The 21070-nt window shown below is 67.2% G+C and carries 14 protein-coding genes and 4 pseudogenes; 8 read left to right on the plus strand and 10 right to left on the minus strand.

Features of this window, described 5'->3' with window-relative positions:
* Positions 1-55 precede the first annotated feature (55 nt).
* Genes ACWCXX_RS21835 through ACWCXX_RS21845 form a run of 3 tightly spaced genes read left to right on the plus strand, consistent with a single transcriptional unit; the run spans position 56 to position 2747 of the window.
* Positions 56-790, plus strand: coding sequence for an SDR family NAD(P)-dependent oxidoreductase (locus ACWCXX_RS21835; protein ID WP_451129644.1), 735 nt, complete (start codon positions 56-58; stop codon positions 788-790).
* Between the two features lie 26 nt (positions 791-816).
* Positions 817-1668 carry a fumarylacetoacetate hydrolase family protein gene (locus tag ACWCXX_RS21840; RefSeq protein ID WP_451129646.1) on the plus strand — a complete coding sequence of 284 codons (852 nt, stop codon included), beginning with the start codon at positions 817-819 and terminating at the stop codon, positions 1666-1668.
* The gene (locus tag ACWCXX_RS21845) at positions 1665-2747 is read left to right on the plus strand and encodes a mannonate dehydratase (RefSeq protein WP_451129648.1); all 1083 of its coding nucleotides are present in this window, start codon (positions 1665-1667) and stop codon (positions 2745-2747) included. The genes ACWCXX_RS21840 and ACWCXX_RS21845 overlap by 4 nt, the downstream gene beginning before the upstream one ends.
* 356 nt (positions 2748-3103) lie before the next feature.
* On the opposite strand, the gene ACWCXX_RS21850 is transcribed toward ACWCXX_RS21845, so the two are convergent.
* Positions 3104-5137 carry a beta-galactosidase gene (locus ACWCXX_RS21850; protein WP_451129650.1) on the minus strand — a complete coding sequence of 678 codons (2034 nt, stop codon included), beginning with the start codon at positions 5135-5137 and terminating at the stop codon, positions 3104-3106.
* Positions 5138-5439: 302 nt separating this feature from the next.
* Between ACWCXX_RS21850 and ACWCXX_RS21855 the strand changes: the two genes are divergently transcribed.
* Together ACWCXX_RS21855 and ACWCXX_RS21860 are read left to right on the plus strand one after the other, a co-directional pair.
* Positions 5440-6222, plus strand: a complete 783-nt coding sequence (locus ACWCXX_RS21855) for an SDR family NAD(P)-dependent oxidoreductase (RefSeq protein ID WP_451129652.1) — start codon at positions 5440-5442, stop codon at positions 6220-6222.
* Complete coding sequence (locus ACWCXX_RS21860; protein WP_451129654.1) at positions 6219-7073, plus strand: SMP-30/gluconolactonase/LRE family protein; 855 nt, start codon at positions 6219-6221, stop codon at positions 7071-7073. Before ACWCXX_RS21855 ends, ACWCXX_RS21860 begins: the two co-directional genes overlap by 4 nt.
* A gap of 73 nt (positions 7074-7146) precedes the next feature.
* On the opposite strand, the gene ACWCXX_RS21865 is transcribed toward ACWCXX_RS21860, so the two are convergent.
* A complete protein-coding gene (locus tag ACWCXX_RS21865) occupies positions 7147-8154 on the minus strand; it encodes a LacI family DNA-binding transcriptional regulator (protein ID WP_451129656.1) in 1008 nt (335 codons plus the stop codon).
* A 615-nt stretch (positions 8155-8769) separates the two neighbouring features.
* Here ACWCXX_RS21865 and ACWCXX_RS21870 point away from each other — a divergent pair.
* Positions 8770-9738, plus strand: coding sequence for a LacI family DNA-binding transcriptional regulator (locus ACWCXX_RS21870; protein WP_451129658.1), 969 nt, complete (start codon positions 8770-8772; stop codon positions 9736-9738).
* Positions 9739-10547: 809 nt separating this feature from the next.
* On the opposite strand, the pseudogene ACWCXX_RS21875 reads toward ACWCXX_RS21870, so the two are convergent.
* A pseudogene (locus ACWCXX_RS21875) lies at positions 10548-11282 on the minus strand (IS6 family transposase).
* Here ACWCXX_RS21875 and ACWCXX_RS21880 point away from each other — a divergent pair.
* A pseudogene (locus ACWCXX_RS21880) lies at positions 11230-12456 on the plus strand (beta-galactosidase small subunit family protein). The pseudogenes ACWCXX_RS21875 and ACWCXX_RS21880 overlap by 53 nt on opposite strands.
* 286 nt (positions 12457-12742) lie before the next feature.
* Here the strand turns inward: ACWCXX_RS21880 and ACWCXX_RS21885 are convergent.
* From ACWCXX_RS21885 to ACWCXX_RS21895, 3 genes and pseudogenes are all read right to left on the minus strand, one after another.
* On the minus strand, positions 12743-14905 hold the full coding sequence (locus ACWCXX_RS21885) for a hypothetical protein (protein ID WP_451129660.1): 2163 nt from the start codon (positions 14903-14905) through the stop codon (positions 12743-12745).
* Between the two features lie 266 nt (positions 14906-15171).
* A pseudogene (locus ACWCXX_RS21890) lies at positions 15172-15396 on the minus strand (transposase); the annotation flags it as partial.
* Positions 15397-15695: 299 nt separating this feature from the next.
* The gene (locus ACWCXX_RS21895; RefSeq protein WP_451129662.1) at positions 15696-16421 is read right to left on the minus strand and encodes a hypothetical protein; all 726 of its coding nucleotides are present in this window, start codon (positions 16419-16421) and stop codon (positions 15696-15698) included.
* Between the two features lie 98 nt (positions 16422-16519).
* Here ACWCXX_RS21895 and ACWCXX_RS21900 point away from each other — a divergent pair.
* A pseudogene (locus ACWCXX_RS21900) lies at positions 16520-16705 on the plus strand (transposase); the annotation flags it as partial.
* 179 nt (positions 16706-16884) lie between these two features.
* Here ACWCXX_RS21900 and ACWCXX_RS21905 read toward each other — a convergent pair.
* The 4 genes from ACWCXX_RS21905 to ACWCXX_RS21920 all read right to left on the minus strand — a co-directional run bounded on the left by ACWCXX_RS21905 (position 16885) and on the right by ACWCXX_RS21920 (position 21023).
* Positions 16885-17550 carry a nitroreductase gene (locus ACWCXX_RS21905; protein ID WP_451129664.1) on the minus strand — a complete coding sequence of 222 codons (666 nt, stop codon included), beginning with the start codon at positions 17548-17550 and terminating at the stop codon, positions 16885-16887.
* A 205-nt stretch (positions 17551-17755) separates the two neighbouring features.
* On the minus strand, positions 17756-18652 hold the full coding sequence (locus tag ACWCXX_RS21910) for a carbohydrate ABC transporter permease (RefSeq protein WP_451129666.1): 897 nt from the start codon (positions 18650-18652) through the stop codon (positions 17756-17758).
* Complete coding sequence (locus tag ACWCXX_RS21915; protein WP_451129668.1) at positions 18649-19785, minus strand: carbohydrate ABC transporter permease; 1137 nt, start codon at positions 19783-19785, stop codon at positions 18649-18651. Before ACWCXX_RS21915 ends, ACWCXX_RS21910 begins: the two co-directional genes overlap by 4 nt.
* Positions 19782-21023, minus strand: a complete 1242-nt coding sequence (locus ACWCXX_RS21920; protein WP_451129670.1) for a sugar ABC transporter substrate-binding protein — start codon at positions 21021-21023, stop codon at positions 19782-19784. Before ACWCXX_RS21920 ends, ACWCXX_RS21915 begins: the two co-directional genes overlap by 4 nt.
* Positions 21024-21070 lie beyond the last annotated feature (47 nt).

Below are 21070 nucleotides of genomic sequence, written 5' to 3' on the forward strand. Positions count from 1 at the left end.
CGGCGGCTGCTGCAGGCACATCGGGTGCGGGCTCGGCTCGAAAGGACGACACCACGTGAGCAGATTCGCCGGACGGACGGTTCTCGTCACAGGCGCCGGATCCGGCATCGGCCGTGAAATGGTGCGGCAGTTCCTTGACGAGGGAGCGAAGGTCTACGCGGCGGACCTCGATCCTGCCGATGTGCCCGAGGGCAGTGTCGCCCTCACTGTCGACGTCACCGATCCCGACTCCTTCCACGCGGCGGTCTCCCGCGCGGCGTCCGAGACGGGTGCGCTGCACGTGTTGTGCAACAACGCGGGTGCCTCCTCCAGCACGGACACGCTGTCCTGCAGCGTCGAAGAGTGGGAACGCACGTTCGCTGTCAACAGCCGGGGTGTTTTCCTCGGCACCAAGTTCGCCCTGCCGCACATGCTCGCCCAGCAGGACGGAGCGATCATCAACACCGCCTCCGCGGCCGGGCTCGTCGGACTCAAGGATCGCGCAGCCTACTGCGCCAGCAAGGGCGCGGTGATCGCCTACACCCGACAGGTCGCCGTCCAGTACGCGGGTACCGGGGTGCGCTGCAACTCCATCTGTCCGGGCACGGTCGACTCACCCTGGGTGGGACGGCTGCTCGAAGCGGCCGACGACCCCGCGCGGGCTCGTGCCCAGCTCGTCGCCCGACAGCCCCTGGGGCGTCTTGGATCTCCGGCGGAGGTCGCGGCGGCGGCACTCTATCTCGCCTCGGACGCAGCGGCGTTCGTCACCGGCACCGAGCTGGTCATCGACGGCGGTCTGCTCGCCGGCTAGCCGGCCCTATCACTGAACGGATCATCATGAAGCTCATGCGTATCGGCCCACTCGGGGCCGAACGGCCCGTTGCCCTGCTCCCCGACGGACGCCACCTTGACCTGTCCGGGCTCACCGATGAAATCGACGGCCGCTTCCTCGCCAGTGACGGCCTGGAAAGGGTGCGTGGTGCGATCGAGGCAGGTGGACTGCCTGATATCGATGTCACCGGGCAGCGCGTCGGATCACCGATAGCGCGGCCGGGGGTCGTGCTGTGCATCGGCATGAACTACGCGGCGCACGCGGCGGAATCGGGTGCTTCCGCGCCGACCCGGCCTGTGGTCTTCTACAAGTCCCCGCACTGTGTGGTGGGCCCCGACGATGAGGTCCTGGTGCCCCGTGGTTCGGTCAAGACGGACTGGGAGGTCGAACTCGCAGTCGTGATCGGACGCAAGGCCCGATATCTCGACTCTCCTGCGGACGCGCTGGCTCATGTGGCCGGCTACACGATCTCCAACGATGTGTCCGAGCGCGCTCTGCAACTGGAGATCAGCGGGGGGCAGTGGTCCAAGGGAAAGAGCTGCGAGACGTTCAATCCGCTGGGGCCCTGGCTCGTCACCCCGGACGACATCGAGTCCCCGCAAGCCCTGGGGCTGCGCTCCTGGGTCAATGGTGAGGCCCGCCAGGCATCCAGCACCAAGGACATGGTCTTCGATGTCGCCACGCTGATCCACGAGCTCAGCCAGTTCACGGTCCTGGAACCGGGCGATGTCATCAACACCGGCACGCCCGAAGGCGTCGCGCTGTCCGGACGATTCCCCTACCTCAAGGACGGCGACACCATGGAGCTGGAGATCGACGGGCTGGGCCGCCAGCGTCAGCAGGTCGGCCAGGCATGACCATACGACTCTCCCTCGGCCACATCGACACCTACGACGCACGGGTTGCGACCTACGCACACCAACTGGGGCTCAAAGGGGTACAGCTTCACACGCCGGACCTGCTGCCCGGCGACGGCGGCTTCTGGAGCCTTCCGGAGCTGCAGGCGCTGCGTGAGCGCTGCGATGCGGACGGCCTCGCCATCGACGGCCTTGAGAACGTCCCCCTGGCTCACTTCTGGAAGATCCAGCGAGGGCTGCCGGGACGCGACGAACAGATCGAGAACTATCAGAAGACGATCCGCAACCTGGCCGCGGTGGGAATCGACCTTCTCGGCTACAACTTCCTGGCCACCTATGTGTGGCGTACAGACATGTCGGCGCAGGGGCGCGGAGGCGCCAAGGTCAGCGCGTTCGATCTGGCCGACGTCTCCCGTGGCAACGCTCTCGCCGGCTATCGGCTGACGCCCGACCAGCCTGCGGACGAGCCGATCACAGCTGACCGGATGTGGGCGAACCACCAGTACTTTCTTGACGCAGTGCTGCCCGTGGCGGAGGAGGTCGGCGTGCGGTTGGCGCTGCACCCCGATGATCCGCCGACCCAGGAACCGCTGGGCGGCATCGCACGGATCTTCACCTCCCCGTCCGCCATCGCACAGGCCCGTCAGCAGGCCGGGAACAGCGCGTCCTGGGGGCTGAATCTGTGCCTCGGAACCGTGTCGGAGATGGCCGGCGAGGAGAGCGTCAACGAGGTCATCGATCTGCTCGGGCCGGCTATCTTCTACGTCCATTTCCGGGACGTCAGCGGAACCGTGCCGAGCTTTCGCGAGTGCTTCCTGGGCGAGGGAAACTTCAATCCGGCGCGGGTGATCCGGCGCCTGGAAGAATCCGGCTTCGACGGGTTCCTCATCGACGACCACGTTCCAGCCATGATCGGTGACATCGACACATGGGGGGACATCTCCTCCGAGGCGTACTGCAGCCGAGGCAGGGCGCACGCGATCGGATATCTGCAGGGCGTTCTCAACGGTCTGGGCCTCGATGATCCGGAGACTCGAGGCGGGGCGCCGACGCTGAGTCGCTCGCCGGTGGAGGCCTGAGCGACCACGACAGGACAGGGGCACCGCGCAACGGGAATGCCAGCTGCCGGAGCCCCTGTCCTGTCGTGCGGAAGTCGCTGCCTGCGGGCCCCACCAGGACCGTTGACCGCTGCCCGTAGCCGTCGCCTGCGGCCGAGTCGTCACGCAGCACGAGCGGTCGAGATCCGGCGTGGTAGCCGCGCAGGACGGAATGCCCTGCTCCATGAGCCCGACCGGCATCGCTCGGTCACCGGTCAGGGACCGCTCCGTCGTACGGCACGTAGCGTCCCGGACCCGTGAGGACGCAGCTCGTCGACTGCGTCGGCAACGAGGGCAAGGGGAAGCTGGTGAGGACCCGGAGCGGAGCGGTCACCGGCTCAGCGAACCTGCTTGAGGACGCGTACGCCCCCTCCGGGGACCTTCACCTCGTCCTCGTGGAGCGATCCGTCCAGCAAGTCGGTCCCCGCGCCGGTGAATGTTGCTTCGCCGGCGCCATGGTTGATGAGGAAGACGTAGCGGTGCTCCGCCGTGGAGCGAGTGACCACGTCCAGCTCCTGACCGGGCGATGCGATCGTTGCCCCGGAGCGCTCGACGAGTGCGGTGACCAGCTGTGAGCGGGCGTCGGGCTCAAGCTCCACACCGACGTACCATGCCTCGCCGGATCCCCGTGGTGCACGGGTGATGGCCGCTTCGCCGGTGAAGTCGCCGTCCGTGTACCAGGCCTCGGCGGTGGCGTCCGTGAGATCGATCTGCTCGTGCCAGGTCGACACCCGCGTCGCCCCGGTCACCCCGTCGACACCCACCGACTCTGTCTCCGTCAGCGGAGCGAACTCTTCCACCCGTACGCCCAGCAGATCGCGGAACGCCCCGGGGTACCCGCCGAGTCGCACCCGGTCGAGCGGGTCGACGATGCCGGAGAAGTAGGTGACCAGTACGGTCGCTCCCGCGTGGGCAGCTGCGGCAAGGGAATCCGCGTCCTGATCGGAGACGAGGTAGAGCAGCGGGACGACTATCAGCCGATAGCGCGACAGGTCTGCCGCCGGTGGAACGACATCGACTGTGAGGCCCGCATCCCGCAGACTCTGATACCAGCTCAGGGCGGTCTCTGTGTAGGACAGTCCGTTGTGCGGATGGGAGTCCCGCTCGGCTGCCCACCACGCCTCCTCGTCGAAGAGGAGGGCGCAGTCCGCAGCCACCTGACTGCCCAGCACTTCGGCGCAGGCCGCGAGCTCGGTGCCCAGGGCTGCAACCTCCCGGAACTTGCGGCTGTCGGCCCCCGCGTGCGGGAGCATCGCCGAGTGGTACCGCTCGGCGCCCGCCCGGGCGGCCCGCCACTGGAAGAAGCAGATTCCGTCCGCTCCCCGGGCGAGGTGCGTGAAGGTGTCCCGCCGCAGCTGGCCCGGACGCTTGGCAGGGTTGACGGGACGCCAGCTGGTGGCGCCGGTGGCTGTCTCCATCAGCAGCCAGGGCGAGCCCTTGGCCAGGCCGCGAGCCCGGTCGGCGGAAAAGGAGAGTTCGGCAATGGCGTCGGACGTCGGCCGAAGGTAATGGTCGCTGGAGACGAGGTCCATGTCGCCTGTCCAGGAGCTGTAGGCCATGTTCTTGCCGGCATCGAAGAGCACCAGATTCGTCGTGACCGGCACATCCGGGGTGATGCGCCGCAGCACGGCGCGTTCCGCCCGCAGCTGCTCCTGCAGCTGATCGGAGCTGAACCGATCGAAGTCCAGGACCTGGGTGGGGTTGGAGTCGGTGAACGTCAGCCGAGGGGGCTGGATTTCCTCCCACGCAGAGTAGGACTGGCTCCATACACGCGTGGCCCAGGCCGCATTGAGCGCGTCGAGCGAGTCTCCGTACCTCTCCCGCAGCCAGCGCCGGAAGGCTTCCGCACTCGCTTCGCTGTAGCAGCGTGAGTTGTGCCCCCCGAGTTCATTGGAGACATGCCACAGGGCGAGAGCCGGGTGGTCGCGGTATCGGGTCGCCATGGTCTCCACGAGAGTGAGCGCGCATTCCCTGAAGATCCTTGACGACGGCGACCAGGCCTGGCGCCCGCCCTGAGACATCGTGCGACCGTCCCGGTCGACGGGAAGAATTTCGGGATGCCGGGAGGTGAGCCAGGGCGGCGGGGATGCGGTGGCTGTGGCGAGATCGACGGCGATGTCGTGCCTATGCAGCAGATCGAGGACACGGTCCAGCCAGTCGAAGTCCCAGTAACCCGGCGCTGGTTGCAGCGCTGACCAGGCGAAGACGCCCACGGTGACGAGACTGACCCCGGCCTCGCGCATCAGCCGGACATCCTCGACCCAGATGCACTCGTCCCACTGCTCGGGGTTGTAATCGCCTCCGAAGGCCACCGGCTCGCCGCCGAACCGGGCCACGACGTTGGCGGGCCATCGAATCCACTGTGCCGTCACGAGTACGTCTCCTCACCGAGCAGGGAACAAAAGAGCATGAAAGGCAATGAAGTCGCCATCGGAGGCGGTCCCGGAGCGAGTGAGGGAGTGGCCACCCGAAATGCCTGGGGAGCGCCGCAGGCGTCACCGTTGCGTGCGTGACGATGACAGACTAGCGGGTCGAGACAACGTTGTTTAGAGTGTGCCCGGCCCCACTCGGGCCGTCGTCTCACCAGACCCTCGCGGTGGAGTGGCCTTCCTTGCTTCACCTGCGCGCCATGTTCTGGTGCGAGGCCCGTTCGGCACATGGTAGGGAGAGAACCGTGGCAGAGTTCGAGGGTAAAGTCGCCATCGTCACCGGTGGATTGAGCGGCATCGGACTCGCGACGGTCCGCCTGCTGACGGCACGCGGTGCCACCGTTGTCGCGGCCGGTATTCCACCGGAGCGCGGTGCCGAGCCGCTACCGACCGGTGTGGAGCAGGTCGAGACCGACGTCACCGACGAGGCCGCAACCGCGCAGCTCATCAAGCATGTTGTCGCCACCCATGGCGGGCTCGACATTCTGGTCACCGCCGCCGGCATCCAGCGCTATGGCGATGTCGCGGAGACCACGGCAGCGGAGTGGAACAAGGTGTTCGAGGTCAATGTGACCGGCGCCTTCCATCCGGTGAAGCATGCCCTGCCGCACCTTCGATCCCGCGGCGCGGGCGCGATCGTCCTCGTCTCGTCGATCCAGGCCTTCGTCACGCAGGCATCGGTCGCTGCCTACACCACCAGCAAGGGAGCACTCAACGCGCTCGCCCGGTCCATCGCGGTCGACGAGGCCAGGCACGGTGTCCGGGCCAACGCTGTCTGTCCCGCATCCGTGGACACACCGATGCTCCGGGCCTCGGCCCGCGAGTTCAGTGACGGCAGTGACGAGGCGGCACAGGGCGTCGTCGAGTCCTGGGGCCGGATGCATCCCCTGGGGCGGGTGGCCCGCCCCGAGGAAGTGGCCGAGGCCATCGCCTTCCTGGCGAGCGACCGGGCCACCTTCATCACCGGCATTTCGCTCCCTGTCGACGGTGGTCTGTTGTCCAAGGCCGCAGTGGTGCTGCCCGAATGACCCCCGAGATCGTGATTCCCGGCCGGGCCGCCGTGGGGGAGGGGCCGGTATGGGACGCCGCGGCCGGGCGGCTGCACTGGGTCGATATCCCGGCGGGACACATTCACAGCAGCGACCCGGTCACCGGCCGGACCGCTCGTCTTGAGCTGCCCACGTCCGTGGGCGCGGCGGTGCCCCGCCACGGCGGGGGCTTTGTCGCTGCGACGGCGGAGGGATTCGCCACCGTCCACTCCGACGGATCGATGACCATGCGCCGCGCGATCCTGCCGTTCGGCGAGCGCATGAACGACGCCAAGTGCGATCGCCGCGGATGGTTCTGGGCAGGTAGCACGACACTCGATTTCCAGCCCGGCAAGGGTGCTCTCCACGTCCTGCTGCCCGATTGGACGACCCGTGTCGTCCTGGAGGGAATGACGCTGCCCAATGGGCTCGACTGGAGTCCCGACGGCCGCACCTTCTATCTGGCCGACTCGATGACCGGCGAGATCTGCGCCTTCGACACCGACTCCGCCGAGCCGCGCATCAGCCGTCGACGCGTACTCATTCGGATACCTGCCAAGGCGGGGTTGCCGGACGGACTCACCGTCGATACGACAGGATGCCTCTGGGTGGCGCTCTGGGGCGGTGACAGCGTGGTGCGGATCTCACCGGAAGGGGACGTGCTCCAGCAGATTCCCATGCCCGTCCATCAGCCATCCTCATGCGCATTCGGCGGCCCTAGCCTCGATGCCCTGTATGTCACCTCGGCACGTGATGGCCTCGAAGTCGCCCCGGACGCTCCCGATGGATCGGTTTTCGCCGTGCGGCAGCCGGGAGCTGCCGGCCTCTCGCCCACCTGGTTCGCGGGATGAGCACGCGTAGTGGCCAGTCGGTGCCCTCCGCGGAGGGCACCGACTGGCCGCACGACGTAACTGACGGAAATGCTCAGCGGTGGCCCGGCGGCGCCGTCGATTTTCGTACGACGAGCTTGCTCGGAACGATGGTCTCGCGGGCCATGTCCGCGCGGCCGTCCAGCATGTCGAGCAGAACCTGGGCCGCGCGTCGGCCCAGATCCGTGCTCTCCAGGGCGACGGTGGTGAGCGGCGGATCGACCAGCGCCGCAGCAGCGGTGTCGTCGAACCCGGAGACCGAGACGTCGTCGGGCACTGCGCAGCCGCGCGCACGAAGCCAGCGCATCGCACCGAAGGCCATGGCGTCATTCAGGGCGAGCAGCGCCGTCGGCGGATCATCCCGGGTCATCAGGTGCTCCGCCGCCCGATGTCCGGACTCAGGGGTGAAGTCCCCCGAGACCACGAGCTCCTTCGGCAGCCCGGCCCGAGCATCGGCCAGGGCCCGGCGAAGACCCCGCTGCCTTGCCTGGACCGCCAACTGATCGTCCGACGGCCCGGCGATCACCCCGATACGCCGGTGGCCGAGCGCGAGGAGATGCTGGGTCACCGCGTATGCCCCGCCCTCGTCGTCAGGGTGGACCGACGGGACAACTGCGGTTGTGTGGCCAATGGCCACCATCGGATGGCCGGCGTCGCGCATGGTCGGCAGCGCACTCTGCCCTGCGCCCATCTCGATGAGCAGTCCGTCCACCTGCCTTCGCCGGGTGAAGGGGCGGAACGCCGACGTGGCATCGCCCGGTGTACTGACAGTCGAGATCAGCAACCCGTAGTCGCGGGCGGTCAGTTGCGCCTGCGCGCCGCCGATCAGCCGGAGGAGATGGTCGTTGGAGAACGTGAATCCGGGCTCATGGGGGATCACGATGCCGATCACCTCGGTGCGGCCGCGCACGAGGGCGCGGGCACCCGCGCTCGGCCGGTAGTCGAGCGCGGTCATCGCTGCTTCCACCCTGCGACGGACAGCATCCGTGACGGTCGGGTCGCCATTGACCACCCGGGACACCGTTTGATGCGACACTCCGGCCTCGGCCGCGACGGTGCGCATAGTCGGACGGACTGCCATTGTTTACCTCGCTCTTCGTGAACGTTCACTCGACCTTGATGCAGCTTAAACTGCGCCCTTTCGGGATCGCGTGCTTCCGGAATGTTGACACTTCCGCGCGGCCCCCTTACTTTCGATCATTGTCACGTGAACGCTCACTCACCTCTCAACGAGTCAAGTCGACCGGCACAGGGCGCTCTCCCGCGCCCGACCAAGGGCCTGGCCGTGGAAGGACAGTGTCTGCGCAAGGCGCAAGACAACCGGAACTCAAGCGCTCGGACGGGGAGCACTTCGTCAATGTGGAAAAAGGCCCCAGGTGCCGTTGTACTGGTGGCGCCCGTAGCGGCGCTTGCGGCACCGGTGGGGTTTCAGCCGGCCACCTGCTGCAGACGGCCGCCACGGCCGCCACGGCCGGCCCGCACGCCCGCCTCCCTGCGGACGCGACGGCCCTGGTGGCCGGCTGCTCTCTCTGTCCGGGGCGTACGGCGTGCGAGGTGATTGGCCTGGACGAGGCAACGTAGGTACCGTCACGACACGTGACAGCGTGCCGCCCCGAGGGGAGTTGACCGACCGATGAGCTCAGCCGGCCGGAAGGATGCCGGTTCCCACCGGCCGACCATGACGGATGTCGCCCGCGTTGCCGGGGTCAGCCTCAAGACCGTCTCGCGTGTGGTCAACCAGGTGCCCACCGTCGACCCCGAGCTGGCCGAGCGGGTGATGGCCGCCGTGTCCGAGCTGGGATTCCGGCGCAACGGTATGGCGCGCAGTCTGCGGGCCGGCTCGACCTCCGCCACGGTGGGACTGCTCATCGAGGACCTGGCCAACCCCTTCTACTCGGCCATAGCCGCCGGGGCGGCACGGTGCGCGCTCGAACACGATTCGATGCTCATCACCGCCAGCTCCGAAGAGGACGCCGAGCGCGAGCGTCGGCTACTGCTCGGAATGTGCGACCGGCGTGTCGACGGGCTTCTCGTGGTGCCGGCGGGCTCCGATCACCGGTATCTGCGCGCCGAGATCGACCTCGGCACCCCAGCCGTGTTCCTGGACCGCCCGCCGGTGAATCTCCGGGCCGACACCGTGCTCATCGACAACGCCCAGGGCGCACGCAGCGCCATCGAAGCCCTGCTGACCCAAGGGCATGAGCGCATCGGGGTGCTGTCGGACTGGCTGAGCATCCACACCATGCGCGAGCGCCTCGGCGCCGCAGAGGCAGCCCTGGAGGAGGCGGGTGTCCCTTACCGCCCGGACCTGGTCCAGTTCGGGCTGCACACCATCGAGGACACCGAGAAGGCGGTCGTGGAGATGCTGACTTCGACTCGGCCGCCGACCGCGTTGTTCGCGCTCAACAACCGTCTGACGTTGGGTGCGTTGAGTGCGCTGAATCGGCATGGGGGCGACACGGTTCTGGTGGGCTTCGACGACTTCGAGACCGCGTCGCTCATGCCCCGGCCGCTCACCCTGGTCACCTACGATGCGTACGAGCTCGGCCGGACCGGTGCGGAGCTGCTGTTCGCGCGAATCCACGGCGACACGTCACGGCCGAAGACCGTCATCCTGCCGACGGCGCTGGTGGAACGCAGTACCTGAGTTCACTGTACGAGTTGGCGTGCGCGGTGGCTCGTGCCGTCCAACAGTAGGGCGCACAACGGAAATTGACGACCCCGGTCCCACGCCCGACCTTGCCGTGCGCGATCTCTAGACAACGATGTCTCACATCGCTACGGTTCACCGCGTTGTCCCCGAGGATCGAAGGGATCCGACGATGGCGGACGTTTCACTGTGGGCCGACGGACAGACGATCCAGGTTCCTGGAGCTGTGATCACGCTGCTGACCGGTGCTCCCGCACTCCATGCCGAACAGGACAGGGACGGCACATCTGTGCACGTCCGGACCACCACATCCGAGACGACGATGGTACGCATCGATGTGCCACTCGGTGACGTTGTGGGCTACTGGCACCCCGCCTGCGCCTGGGATCGGCAACTGCCGGCCGACTGGACCGGGGACTGGCAGTGGCTCAGCGACCTCGGCACCACACCGCTCGGCTGCCTCTACGACAGCACAGGAGCCTCACTTCTGGCCTTCGCCGCGCGGGCACCGGGTGCAGCGGTACGCATCCGCTACGGAGTCTCCGAGGCGCGAGCACGCTTCGGTGTCTGGCTGGCGATCGACACCGCGGATGCCGACTGCCGCATACGGGTCGCGCGGCCACGTCGACGGCCGGCGGCGGCCGTCGTGCGCTCGCTCGCGGATTGGCTGGCCCCCACCGACGCACTGCCGGTGCCCGACGAGGCCCGCGCACCAGCCTATTCCACCTGGGGCGCTGTCACGTTGTTGAGTGTGTGCGTGCCTGACGGTGTGTCGGGTGTGGTGGGGCCGGGTTCCGGCTCCGTGCTCAGGCTTTGGCGGGCAGGCCGGCGGCGGCGGTGGCCTGGTCCCGGATGGCGAAGCGGGTGGTCATCTCGGTGCGGTATTCGGGGGCGGTCATCAGGTGGCGGCGGGGCCGGAAGTGGGGTGGGATGCCGCTGAACGCGGCCAGGAACTGCTGGGCTCTGCCGGCGGAGCGGAAGCCTTTCATGGCGCGTTCGCGCTGTCGGGTGGGCTGGTGGCTGTTCTCGGCCCGGTTGTTCAGGCCCTGGTGGGCACGGTGCTCGACGGAGGGCATCACCTCGCGGTGGGCCGCGCCGTAGAGCGGAGCTTGTCGGTGACGACCACCCTGGGCACCGTGCGGGTCGTCTTGAGCAGTGTGCGGAAGAACCGCCTGGCCGCAGCGGTGTCCCGCCGGTTCTGTACCAGGATGTCGAGCACGTTGCCGTCCTGGTCGACTGCACGCCAGAGGTACGTCTGCTCTCCGTTGATCCTGAGGAAGACCTTGTCCAGGTGCCCCTTGTCGCCCGGCTGCACACGTCGGCGGCGCAGGCCGTTGGCGTAGGCCTGCCCGAACTTCGTACACCAGCGGCGGACGGTCTCGTGGGAGACGAGCACACCGCGCTCGAGCATCAGCTCCTCGACCTCCCGGAACGACAACCTCGCGGAACGACGGCGGGAAGCGGAAGTACAGCCACACACAGTGCGCGATGATCTCCACCGGGTACCGGTGCCCCTTGTACGACGGCGGCGCGCTGTCCACGGACCACCCCTCCCGGCACGACCAACCAGAAGATCATCCCAACCGGTCAGCCAACGTGACAGTGCCCGACGGAGAGCACCTGGCACACGGACCGCTGTCCGCGCCCTCTGTCGACCCGGGCGGGCAGCAACGCCTCGAATGGCCGGAGACGGTCGTGAAGACGATGGCCTCGGTGGGCGCCGGCGAGTATGTCCTGACGTTGGAGGCCACCCTTGCCACTGCGGAAGCGTGGGCCGATGCCGGTCACGTGGTCGCCTGGACACAAGCCTGCATGAAGGTTTCGGCCGCAGCACGCGAAACCGCCCGGCGGCAACGGGCTGCACCGCATTCACCCCGCAAGGACGGCTTGAGCATCGCGCTGGGGGCGGCAGCCTTCGACGCATCGACCGGAAGTCTGCGGCGCATCGGTGACTTTGAGCTGGACGGCCCCCGGGCTGACGTCTGGCGTACCCCGATCGACAACGACCGTGGCTGGATCACGGAAAATACCTCGCTGGAGGATCTATGGCGCCAGGCCGGCCTGCACCGAATGCGACACAAGGTGCTCGGCATCGATACCGAAGCCGGTGGCCTCACCGTGCGCACCCTGCTGTCTCCGGCAGGGACGGATGTCGGGTTGTTCGCGGATTACCTGTGGACAGCGGACAAGGAGAACCCCCAGCGGCTCCGGCTCACGCTCGACGCTCGCCCCAGCCGTCCGTGGCCCTGGCCATTGCCCCGGCTGGGCCTGACCAGGACCTTGCCGACCGAGTTTGAGCATGTGGCCTGGTTCGGTCTCGGACCGGGCGAGGCATACCAAGACAGCTGTACTGCAGTACGGTTGGGACGGTATGAAGGCACGGTCGGCGAATTGCAAACACCATATGTGCGCCCGCAGGGGAACGGGAATCGCAGGCACGTGCGACGGGCGCGACTGAGCCGATCTCATGCCCTGCCGGGCGGCCTTGAGATCACCGGCGATCCGTGGTTCGACCTGACCGTGTGACCCTGGAGCACCGCGGCTCTCGAAGCAGCCCGGCACGTCTCCGATCTGCGGCCCGATGACCGGATTCACATCAACCTGGACCACGAGCAGCACGGAATCGGCAGCGGTTCCTGTGGGCCGGGCGTCCAGCCGCGTTACCACCTTGCGGCCGCCCCGGCCCGCTTTCGGATCGCGCTCGAAGTGTTGTGACCGTAGGTTCCAAGCGCCCGTGAGATGCCGGGTCTCGTCCGAGGCAACCGGGACCCTGCCGAGCAGCTCACGGACCTTGGCCACCGGCCGACCGACCACTGGCACGGTGCTTCCGTGGGCTGGGGCCGGCGGAATTGCTGCCCGCCGACACCGCACCGTGCCGTAGCTGCACCAGTGCATGGTCTGCTGCAACCTTGTGCCCCCGAGGAGGCTTCTTCGTCGCCCGTCCGGTGGTCAGGATCGGGGAGGCGAAGAAGCTCTCCCGCACGTCCGGGCTGCTGCCCGGTCAGGGCTTCCAGCGGTACAACAGCACCTTGTTCCACTGGTCGTCCTCGAGGTTGATGATGTACTCGCCGTTGGAGCGCTTGGTCGCGTTCATGCCGTAAGGGATGTCGACCCAGCCTGTTTGGTTGACTCCGCCGACGTTGCTGCCGGGCTGCCAGGTGCCCACGGCGGAGCCGTCCTTGGCCTTGAAGACCCAGACCTGGCCGCGGGTGGCGATGCCGGACATGAAGATGTAGTCACCGGCCCAGGCGAGGCTGCCCGGGGTGAGAACGGGGTCGACAGTGGTGTCCCAAGGGAGCTTGATGCTCCATGTGGGGGTGGGGTTGCCCGCGCTCCACTTGTCGTAGCGGGTCAGGACCTTTCCGGCCTCCTTCCAATGGGCGTTGTCGAAGACGTCGTCCGCGGTATATCCGGACATGTACATGACGTCAGAGGCCACGTCGTAATGCAGCCGTCGGACGACGGTGAACGGGGCCGGAAGCGGCACTGTCTTCATGCTGGCGTAGGTGTAGATCGGGTTCGCCTGTGAGTCGAAGCCCTGGATGGGGAAGTAGCGGAGGTTGCGGTCGCCGCCCTCCCAGAGGTTGAGTTTGTCGTCGACGAACCAGACCCAGCAGTTGCTGGGGGCGTTTTTGCCGGTACCGGGCGTGGTGAACTCGCCCGCCTCGAAGGCACCGTTGCCGCTGGTGTCCCGCCAGATCCACTCGCCCTGGGCGGGCTGGTTCGGGGGCCAGCCGGGGGCGTCCGTCCACGGTTTCTTGAAGATTGCGCCGGAGGGCTTGGCGATCTCGCCGTCGAAGCGGTAGATCAGCAGATGTCCGGAGTACATGCCGGTGATGTACATGTACAGCTGGTTGTTCATGCGCCGTAGGTACGGCGAGGTTGAGTTGTGGTGGTGGTCGGTGAGGAACAGCCGGCAGTCCTGCGGGTACTTCACCGAGTCCAGGGTGTGGCCGACCCAGGTGGCGTCCTGCCCGGGCGGCTTGGCCGGGTCGATCCGGTAGTGGTTCTGGGTGGTGTAGACGTCCAGCCCGTCGCTGGCCGGGTCGGTGTCCGCAGTCACCACAAAGCCGGCACCCTCGAGCTGCCACACCAGCTTTCCGGTGGGGTCGAACTTTCGGAGCCACACGCCGAACTCGTTGAGTGCGACATAGAGATTGCCCTGGGCGTCGGAGCCCACGCCGACGATGCCGAAGAGCTTCTGTGGGTCGGTGGCGTCGCCAGGAGTACCGGCCCCGATGCCGCCGGCCTTGCCGAAGCTGCTCACCAGCCTGGGGCTGCCGGTGGTCAGGGTGCCGTAGCGGTGCACCTGCCGAAGCGGGCCGTTGTCGCCGACCAGGAGGTTGTCATTGTGGTCGATCGCCAGCGATGTGGGGATCCATGCGGATGAGGGGCCGGTGATGGTGCCTGGCAGTGCTGAGCCGGTGTTGGAGAACCGGAGAACGCGGGCGGGTTTGGTGGTGTCGACCTGCCAGAAATGGGCGTCGCCGGGGTCTCGGGTGATGTTGGAGACCACCCAGATGTCGCCGTTGGCGGCGAGCGCGACGGCGCCGGGCTGGTTGACGGCCCAGCTGTGCTGGAGCGTACCGGTGGCGGCGTCGAAGACCTTGACCTGGTTATTCACCCGGTCCGTGGCGACGACCTGGGTGGCGGAGGCCGCGGCGGCGGCCGGGGGACTGCCGACGTTGAAAACGAGAGAGGTGGCGGCGCCGGCGGCGGTGAATCGGGTGAGGCCATTGCCGACGGTGAGGTAGGCGTACTGGCCGCCGTAGGCCACGGCGTCGCCGTTGGCGCCACTGCAGTTGCCGATGACCTTGGCGTCCTTGTAGATCCCGGCGTACTGATGGGCCTCGTCCCAGAAGCTGACGGTGTATACGGAGCCATCAGGGGAGACGGCGATATTGAAGACGAAGTCCTGCACCCACTGGGATGCGCCGGAGAAGGTGTTTCCGGTCCAGGAGGTTGTGGCGCTGAGTGGGGTGGTGAGGCCGGTGGGCGAGAGAGCTTGTGGAGTCGTCGGGTTGGCGGCGGTGAGCGAGGGGGCACCCGGGCGGCGGGCGGCTGCGGCCTGCTGAGGTGCAACCCCCAGGCCGAGGGCAAGAGCTGCCCCTCCACCCAGGGCCAGGATTTGGCGGCGGGTGGTGTGGGGATTGGGGCGATCCATAGTGAATCGATCCTTTGCGTTCGATGTCCCGTCCGGTCATGGATCAGAGTGACCGTTCACTTGACGCGGAACGTAGAATGTATCCGGCCTCCCGTCAATCCCTTGCGTAACAAGCGGTGTTGGATAGGGGAAACTTTCTGTGGTGCGTCCACTCCGGTGGTGCTCGCCGTCCCTGTCCACGACAATGCCTTCGGCACCGCCCCGTTTCGACAAGGTCGCGGCAGGCGCCGACGCCGTTCCAGCCGGTGGTGGGCGTCGGCCACTCACTCAAGCAGCACCTTCGCGGCGGCGCGGTCACCGATGTCCGCGCTCGTGACCATCACGCCCAGCAGCAGGCCGAGAGTGTCGACCACGACATGCCGCTTGCGCCCGTTGATCAGCTTCCCGCCGTCGAAGCCGCGGCTGTCGGCGCCGACCACGGCGTCCGCCTTGACCGACTGCGAGTCGATCACGCCGAGCGTCGGCGCCGCATCCCGCCCCGCCTCCTGGCGGACCCGGCCATGCAGCCGGTCGTGGAACCCGGCGATCAGCCCGTGCCTCGCGCCAGCTGTGGAGTGAAGTAGGCCGCCGACGAGGTGCCCGTGGCCCGGGTCCTTTTCCGACGGCCCCTTCCCGAACGGTGCGGGCTAAGGGCTGTCCCGTAATCCCCGGTGGATCAGCGCGCGGCGTCAGATGCGGTGCATCGCAAGGCGGAGGGGCGTCCGCATACTGGATGTATTCGGACGTTCCGACAACGCAGCGAGGTGCTGTAGCTGTCGTCGCGCGCCCGCCAGGGATTACGGGACAACCCTTAGCTTCGGATCATTTGCAGCTTGCCGAGCTCAGCTGAGGGCGCGTCTGGACCGTTCCAGCCAACCCAGCGGGTTCCACTGATGTCGGCGACAAGGGCGGAGTCAACGCTCCAGAAGCTGTGGCTGGGTTCTTCGAAGACGTACCAGCCGTCCAGCCAGAGCGGGATTGACTGGTTGGGCAGGGCCGCCGGCTCGCTGGTGGTGGCGAGGTTGCGGCATCCGAAGACCGTTTCTTGGAGCACGAAGCTCGTAAGGAAGTGTTCGAGAGATGGTGTCAGCGGGGTGTACTCGTCTTCCGAGCCGTCGTCCCACATCCAGTGGGCGTTGCTCAGCACGACGGGTGCCGCTGGACTGGCGGCTGTAACACGACATGTCCAGCTGTCCTGGTTCTCGCTGAGGAACTCGACCGTTCCATCGTGAAGGCTCAGGGCCTCGGCGCGTACGAGCACATCTTGTTGTTGGAAGATCCCGGGCGAGTCCGGCAAGTGCTCCTCCGGATTCGGGCCGGGCCAGCGTCCGGCATGACGATACAGGCGTTGGAGCGGCACTGGGAGGAACTCGGGTAGTTCCGTCTCGGTCAGGCCATAGCTCGGTTGACGTGGGCCGTGCCACGCAGTGATGAAGTCCTCAAGCCAATCAACCGAACCATCCGATGCTCGCATGACACCACAATAGACAAATCCCAAGGAGGGCGTGGGACGCGTGAACGGGGCGACGATGGTCACGCGAGTGCAGGGAGTCTCACAGCCAGGTGGTGATCGCTGCCAGGGCCTGTTTCTCGGATCTCCGGACAGGGGTGGGGTGTTGGGGTCAGAACGGTTCTATGGGCCGTGGGGATCTGACGAATGCAAAGTGGGACCGGCTGGAGTCGTTCCTGCCTCGTGGTGGTGTGCCTGGAGGCCGGTGGAGTGATCACCGGCGGGTGATCAACGGAGTCCTCTACCGGGTGCGGACCGGTGTGCAGTGGCGGGACCTGCCGGAGCGTTTCGGCCCGTGGGAGACGGTCTATAGCTGATCATTTCAGGATGAAGTTCGTTGTGAGTGTTGGCAGGTGGGAGGGGCTGGTGTGACTCCGTTCCGGAGAGCTCGTGCTGGTGGCGGGCGGCAGTCTGGACTGTAGATCGTCTGACTGGGAGGTCTTCGCCGGTTCCGGGCCGTCCGCGTGGACGGCCCGGAACCGCTTGGCGGTCACACTCCGATGAAGCTCACCGTTTCTGCCATGTCCGCCCGCCCGGTACGCAGCGGTGGCACGCCTTCCTTCTCGTACCCCACTGCGACACCGCAGAACAGTGCGAGCCTGTCATCGGGTCCGACCAGCTGGCTGACGGTCTTGCGATACATCGTCCACATCACCTGGGGGCAGCTGTGCAATCCTTCCGCCCTCAGCAACAGCATGACCGTCTGCAAGTACATCCCCGCGTCCCCCCACTGTCCGGGCCCCATCGTCCGGTCGAGGTAGCAGAACAGCACGACCGGTGCCCCGAACGCCCCCGAGTTCAAGGCGGCGATCTTCACGGGCCGGTCGGGGTCGTCGCGCTCGATTCCGAGTGCTTGGTACCGCTGGGCGGCCGCGGCGGAGAAGCGGTCCAGATAGGGCGAAGCCAGGTCGGCCGGGTACATCGGATACTCCCGCTCGTCCCCCGGGTCTCCCGCCAGTGCCCTGGCCGTCGTGCGCTTCTTCAGCTCGGCCAAGGGCTCGCCGGTCACGACATACACATGCCACGGCTGAAGGTTCCCGCTCGACGGAGCCCGCGTCGCCGCGGCCAGCACGCGTTCGAGTACCTCCTTGGATACCGGCTCATCGCCGAACGCCCGCACAGCCCGGCGACTGTCCACGGCCTCGTACACATCCACGTCTTCTCGTCCTCTCCCTCGACTGGCAACCACCTCTTACCCTCTTCGGCACGCACACGGAGTTTCATTGGGGGCTCGTGCTGGCGGGTGGCGGGGGCGACTGTGGTGATGGCCATGCCGGGTTTCGCTCGGCTCTCTCGATGGGGCGGGGCCGCAGGGGACGGGTGGGGTCGGCTGTTCGGTGTTCGCACCCGGCCGTGCGCTCTCACTCCTTGAGCGCGCCTGTGTTTCCGCCGCGCACGAAGTGGCGTTGAAAGACGAAGAAGACGATCGCGACCGGAATCGTCGCGAGGAGCGCGGCGGCGAGTTTCAGCGGGTACTGGGTGCCGGCGCCGAGCCCGCCGGAGACGAACTGTGCGAGTCCGGTGGTCAGTGTGGCGTGGTCGGCGGATTGTGTGGTGACCACGAAGTGGGTGAACTCGTTCCACGATCCCTGGAATGACAGGATCGTGAGCGTGATCAGGGCGGGCCTCGCCATGGGCAGGACCACTGACCAGTAGGTGCGCAGGATGCCGGCTCCGTCGACTCGGGCGGCTTCCTCGATTTCGCGCGGCACGGATTCGAAGAACTGCTTCATGATGAAGACACCGACGGCGTCCACCAGCAGCGGCACGATCATTGCGGTGTAGGTGTCGTAGATGCCGAGGTACTGCACCACCAGGAACTTGGGGATCATCAGGACGACACCGGGCACGGCCATCACGGAGATGAGCAGCACGGTCAGCAGTCCTCGGCCGCGAAAGCGCAGTCGGGCGAGCGCGTAGCCGGCCAGCGAGTCGAAGAAGACCCGTCCCGCTGTCACGGTCACCGCGATGAACGCGGAGTTGCTCAGCCACGTCGGGAAGGCGACGCCCTCGCTGTCGCTGAACAGTTCCTGGTAGGACGCCGACGAGAACGGGTGCGGCACGAGGCTGAGCGGTGCGGCGGCGGCCTGTGGATCGGTCTTGAACGTCGTCACCACCTGGATGACGAACGGCATCAGATAGGCCAGCGCCACCACCGACATCACGAGCATGCCGACGAGGGCCGGGGTACGGCGCCGCTCCCGCAGTCGGGTCCGCACGGCGTTCGACGGATGACTTGTCACGGCTGGAGCGGTCATCGGGACGTCCTCCTCGTTCGGCGCCGACCGTGGCCGTCGGACTCGCGCAGCACGAGGCGCTGGATTCCCGTCATCACGAGGATGATCGCCAGCAGCACGAAGGAGATCGCGGCGCCGGTCCCGTACTGCGCGTCCTTGAAGCTCAGGCCGTACGAGAGGAAGGCGGGGGTCAGGGTGGTGTTCGCGGGTTGGCCCTGGCTCATCACGTACACCTGGTCGAAGACCTGCCAGCTCCCGATCAGGCCGAGCGTGATCACCAGGAAGAGGACGGGGCGCAGGGCCGGGAGGATGACGTGGCGCAGTGTCTGCCGGCGGTTCGCGCCGTCGAGGCGGGCGGACTCCAGCTGGGCCTCAGGGATGTCCTGCAGAGCGGCGAGGAACATCAGCATGAAGGTGCCGGAGGTCGTCCAGACCACCAGCAGGATGATGGTGCACATCGCGACGGACGGTCCGGACAGCCAGTCCCACCAGGAAAGACCGAGCACGCCGTGGTCGGCGAGTGCGGAGGGCGGGGTGGCCGGGTCGACGAGGCCGATCCCGGCGAGTGACACCCACACGAGGCCGCGTGGGTCGGTGAACCAGTTCGGTCCCTGGACGCCGACCCACTTCAGCAGGCTGTTGACGGCTCCACTGCTCTGGAACAGGAAGAGGAACACCGTGGACACGGCGATGGAGCTGGTGACCGACGGGAAGTAGAACGCCGTACGGAACGCGCTCTTGCCCTTGAGGCGCCGCTGGTTGACGGCGAGGGCCAGGCCCAGCGCGAGCGCGGTCTGCAGCGGGACGACCAGCAGGACGTAGTAGAGGTTGTTGCGCAGGGACGTCATGAAGAGTGTCCGGGTCAGACCCTGGTCGGTGAACAGGCCCTCGTAGTTGTCGAGTCCGACGAAGTCGGCCGCTCCGGAGAACGGGTTCGACTGGCCGTCCCAGTTCAGCAGGCTCACCCACAGAGCCATGACGACGGGGAGCGCCAGGAACAGGCCGAGGACCGCGACCATGGGGCTGACGAAGATCCAGCCCCAGGTGCCCTGGCGGCCTTCACGGCGCGTGCTGTGGGACCGACGCGGAATGCGGCCCGCGACCGCAGGGGGGTGCGGCCCCGGACCGGCCCCCGGGGTGGTGACGGTGCTCATCGACCGCTGCCGCCCAGGACACTCTCGCCGTTCTTCTGCAGGTCGTTCAGCAACTTCTTCGGGTCGCTGTCGGCCAGTTGGGCGAGGGAGGTGTTGAACTCGGCCATGACCTGCCGCATTCCGGAGGCCGTGACGGGCAGCTGGGCGTAGGTGGCGCCGTCCGCCCAGGCGGCCGCCCGGGGGTTCTGGCTCTTGTACTCGTCGAGCAGGGTCTTCTTCGACGGCATCACACCGATCGTCTTGGCGAACTTCAACTGACTGGTGTCGCTGGTGAGGTGCTCGACCAGATCGACGGATGCGGCGTGGTGCTTGCTCTTGGCGGCGATGCCCCAGCAGTTGGTAAAGGCCATCGTGCCCTTGCCCGCAGGTCCTTCGGGCAGCGGAAGAACCTCGTACGCGGTGTCGGGGTAGTCCTTGGCCATCGCGCCGGCGAGCCAGTTGCCCTCGATGGTCATCGCGGCCTTGCCCTTGCCGAACGCCTCGCCGCCCCACCCGGCGCCCAGGTCCTTGGGATACTTGAGGACTCCTTCCTTCAACAGCTTCTTCACGAAGGTCAGCGCCTTGACGTTGGCGTCGTCGGTGGCGGTCATCCTGGTCTGGTCGGGGTTCGTCAGCCAGGAGCCGGCCTGCTTGAAGAAGGCGCCGATCTCGTTGTAGTCGGGGTTGAAGCTGAGACCGGTGACGCCGCCCCCGGTGAGCTTCTTGGCGGTGGCCTCCAGCTCCTCCCACGTCTTGGGGTGGTCGGCCTCGGTGAGCCCCGCCTTCTTCCACAGGGCGGTGTTCACGGCGAGTCCGAGCGTCGACTGGTCCTTCGGCGCGCAGTACAGCTTGTCGTTGTAGGTGAAGGCCCGGGTGAGGACGGGGCTGAAGTCCGCGCGGTCGTCGAGCTCGCCGCCGTAGGCGTAGAGCGCTCCGCGCCCGGCGTACGTGGAGAACTGGTCGCCGGACGTGTAGAAGACGTCCGGCGGGTTGCTGCCCGCGAAGGCCTGGCCGAGCTGCTGGTCCATGTTCTGCGCGAGGTCCACCGTGACGGTGTTGCCGGTTTCCTTCGCCCATCCTGCGGCTGCCTGCTTCACCGCGGCGGTCTCGGCGGGGCCGGAAGTGGCTATCAGGACCCGGATCTCCTGCTTGCCCGACTCTTCCTGCTCCGAGCCCTTGTCGAACCCGGATGAGCAGGCGGTGGCGAGCAGGGACACCGACAGGGCGCAGGCGACAACAGGCAGTTTGGTGCGGCTCATGAGCGTTCCTTTGGTGAATGCGAGGGTGGGGTGCTGCGAACGTGCGG

This window comes from Streptomyces sp. NPDC001732 (genome assembly GCF_053596315.1).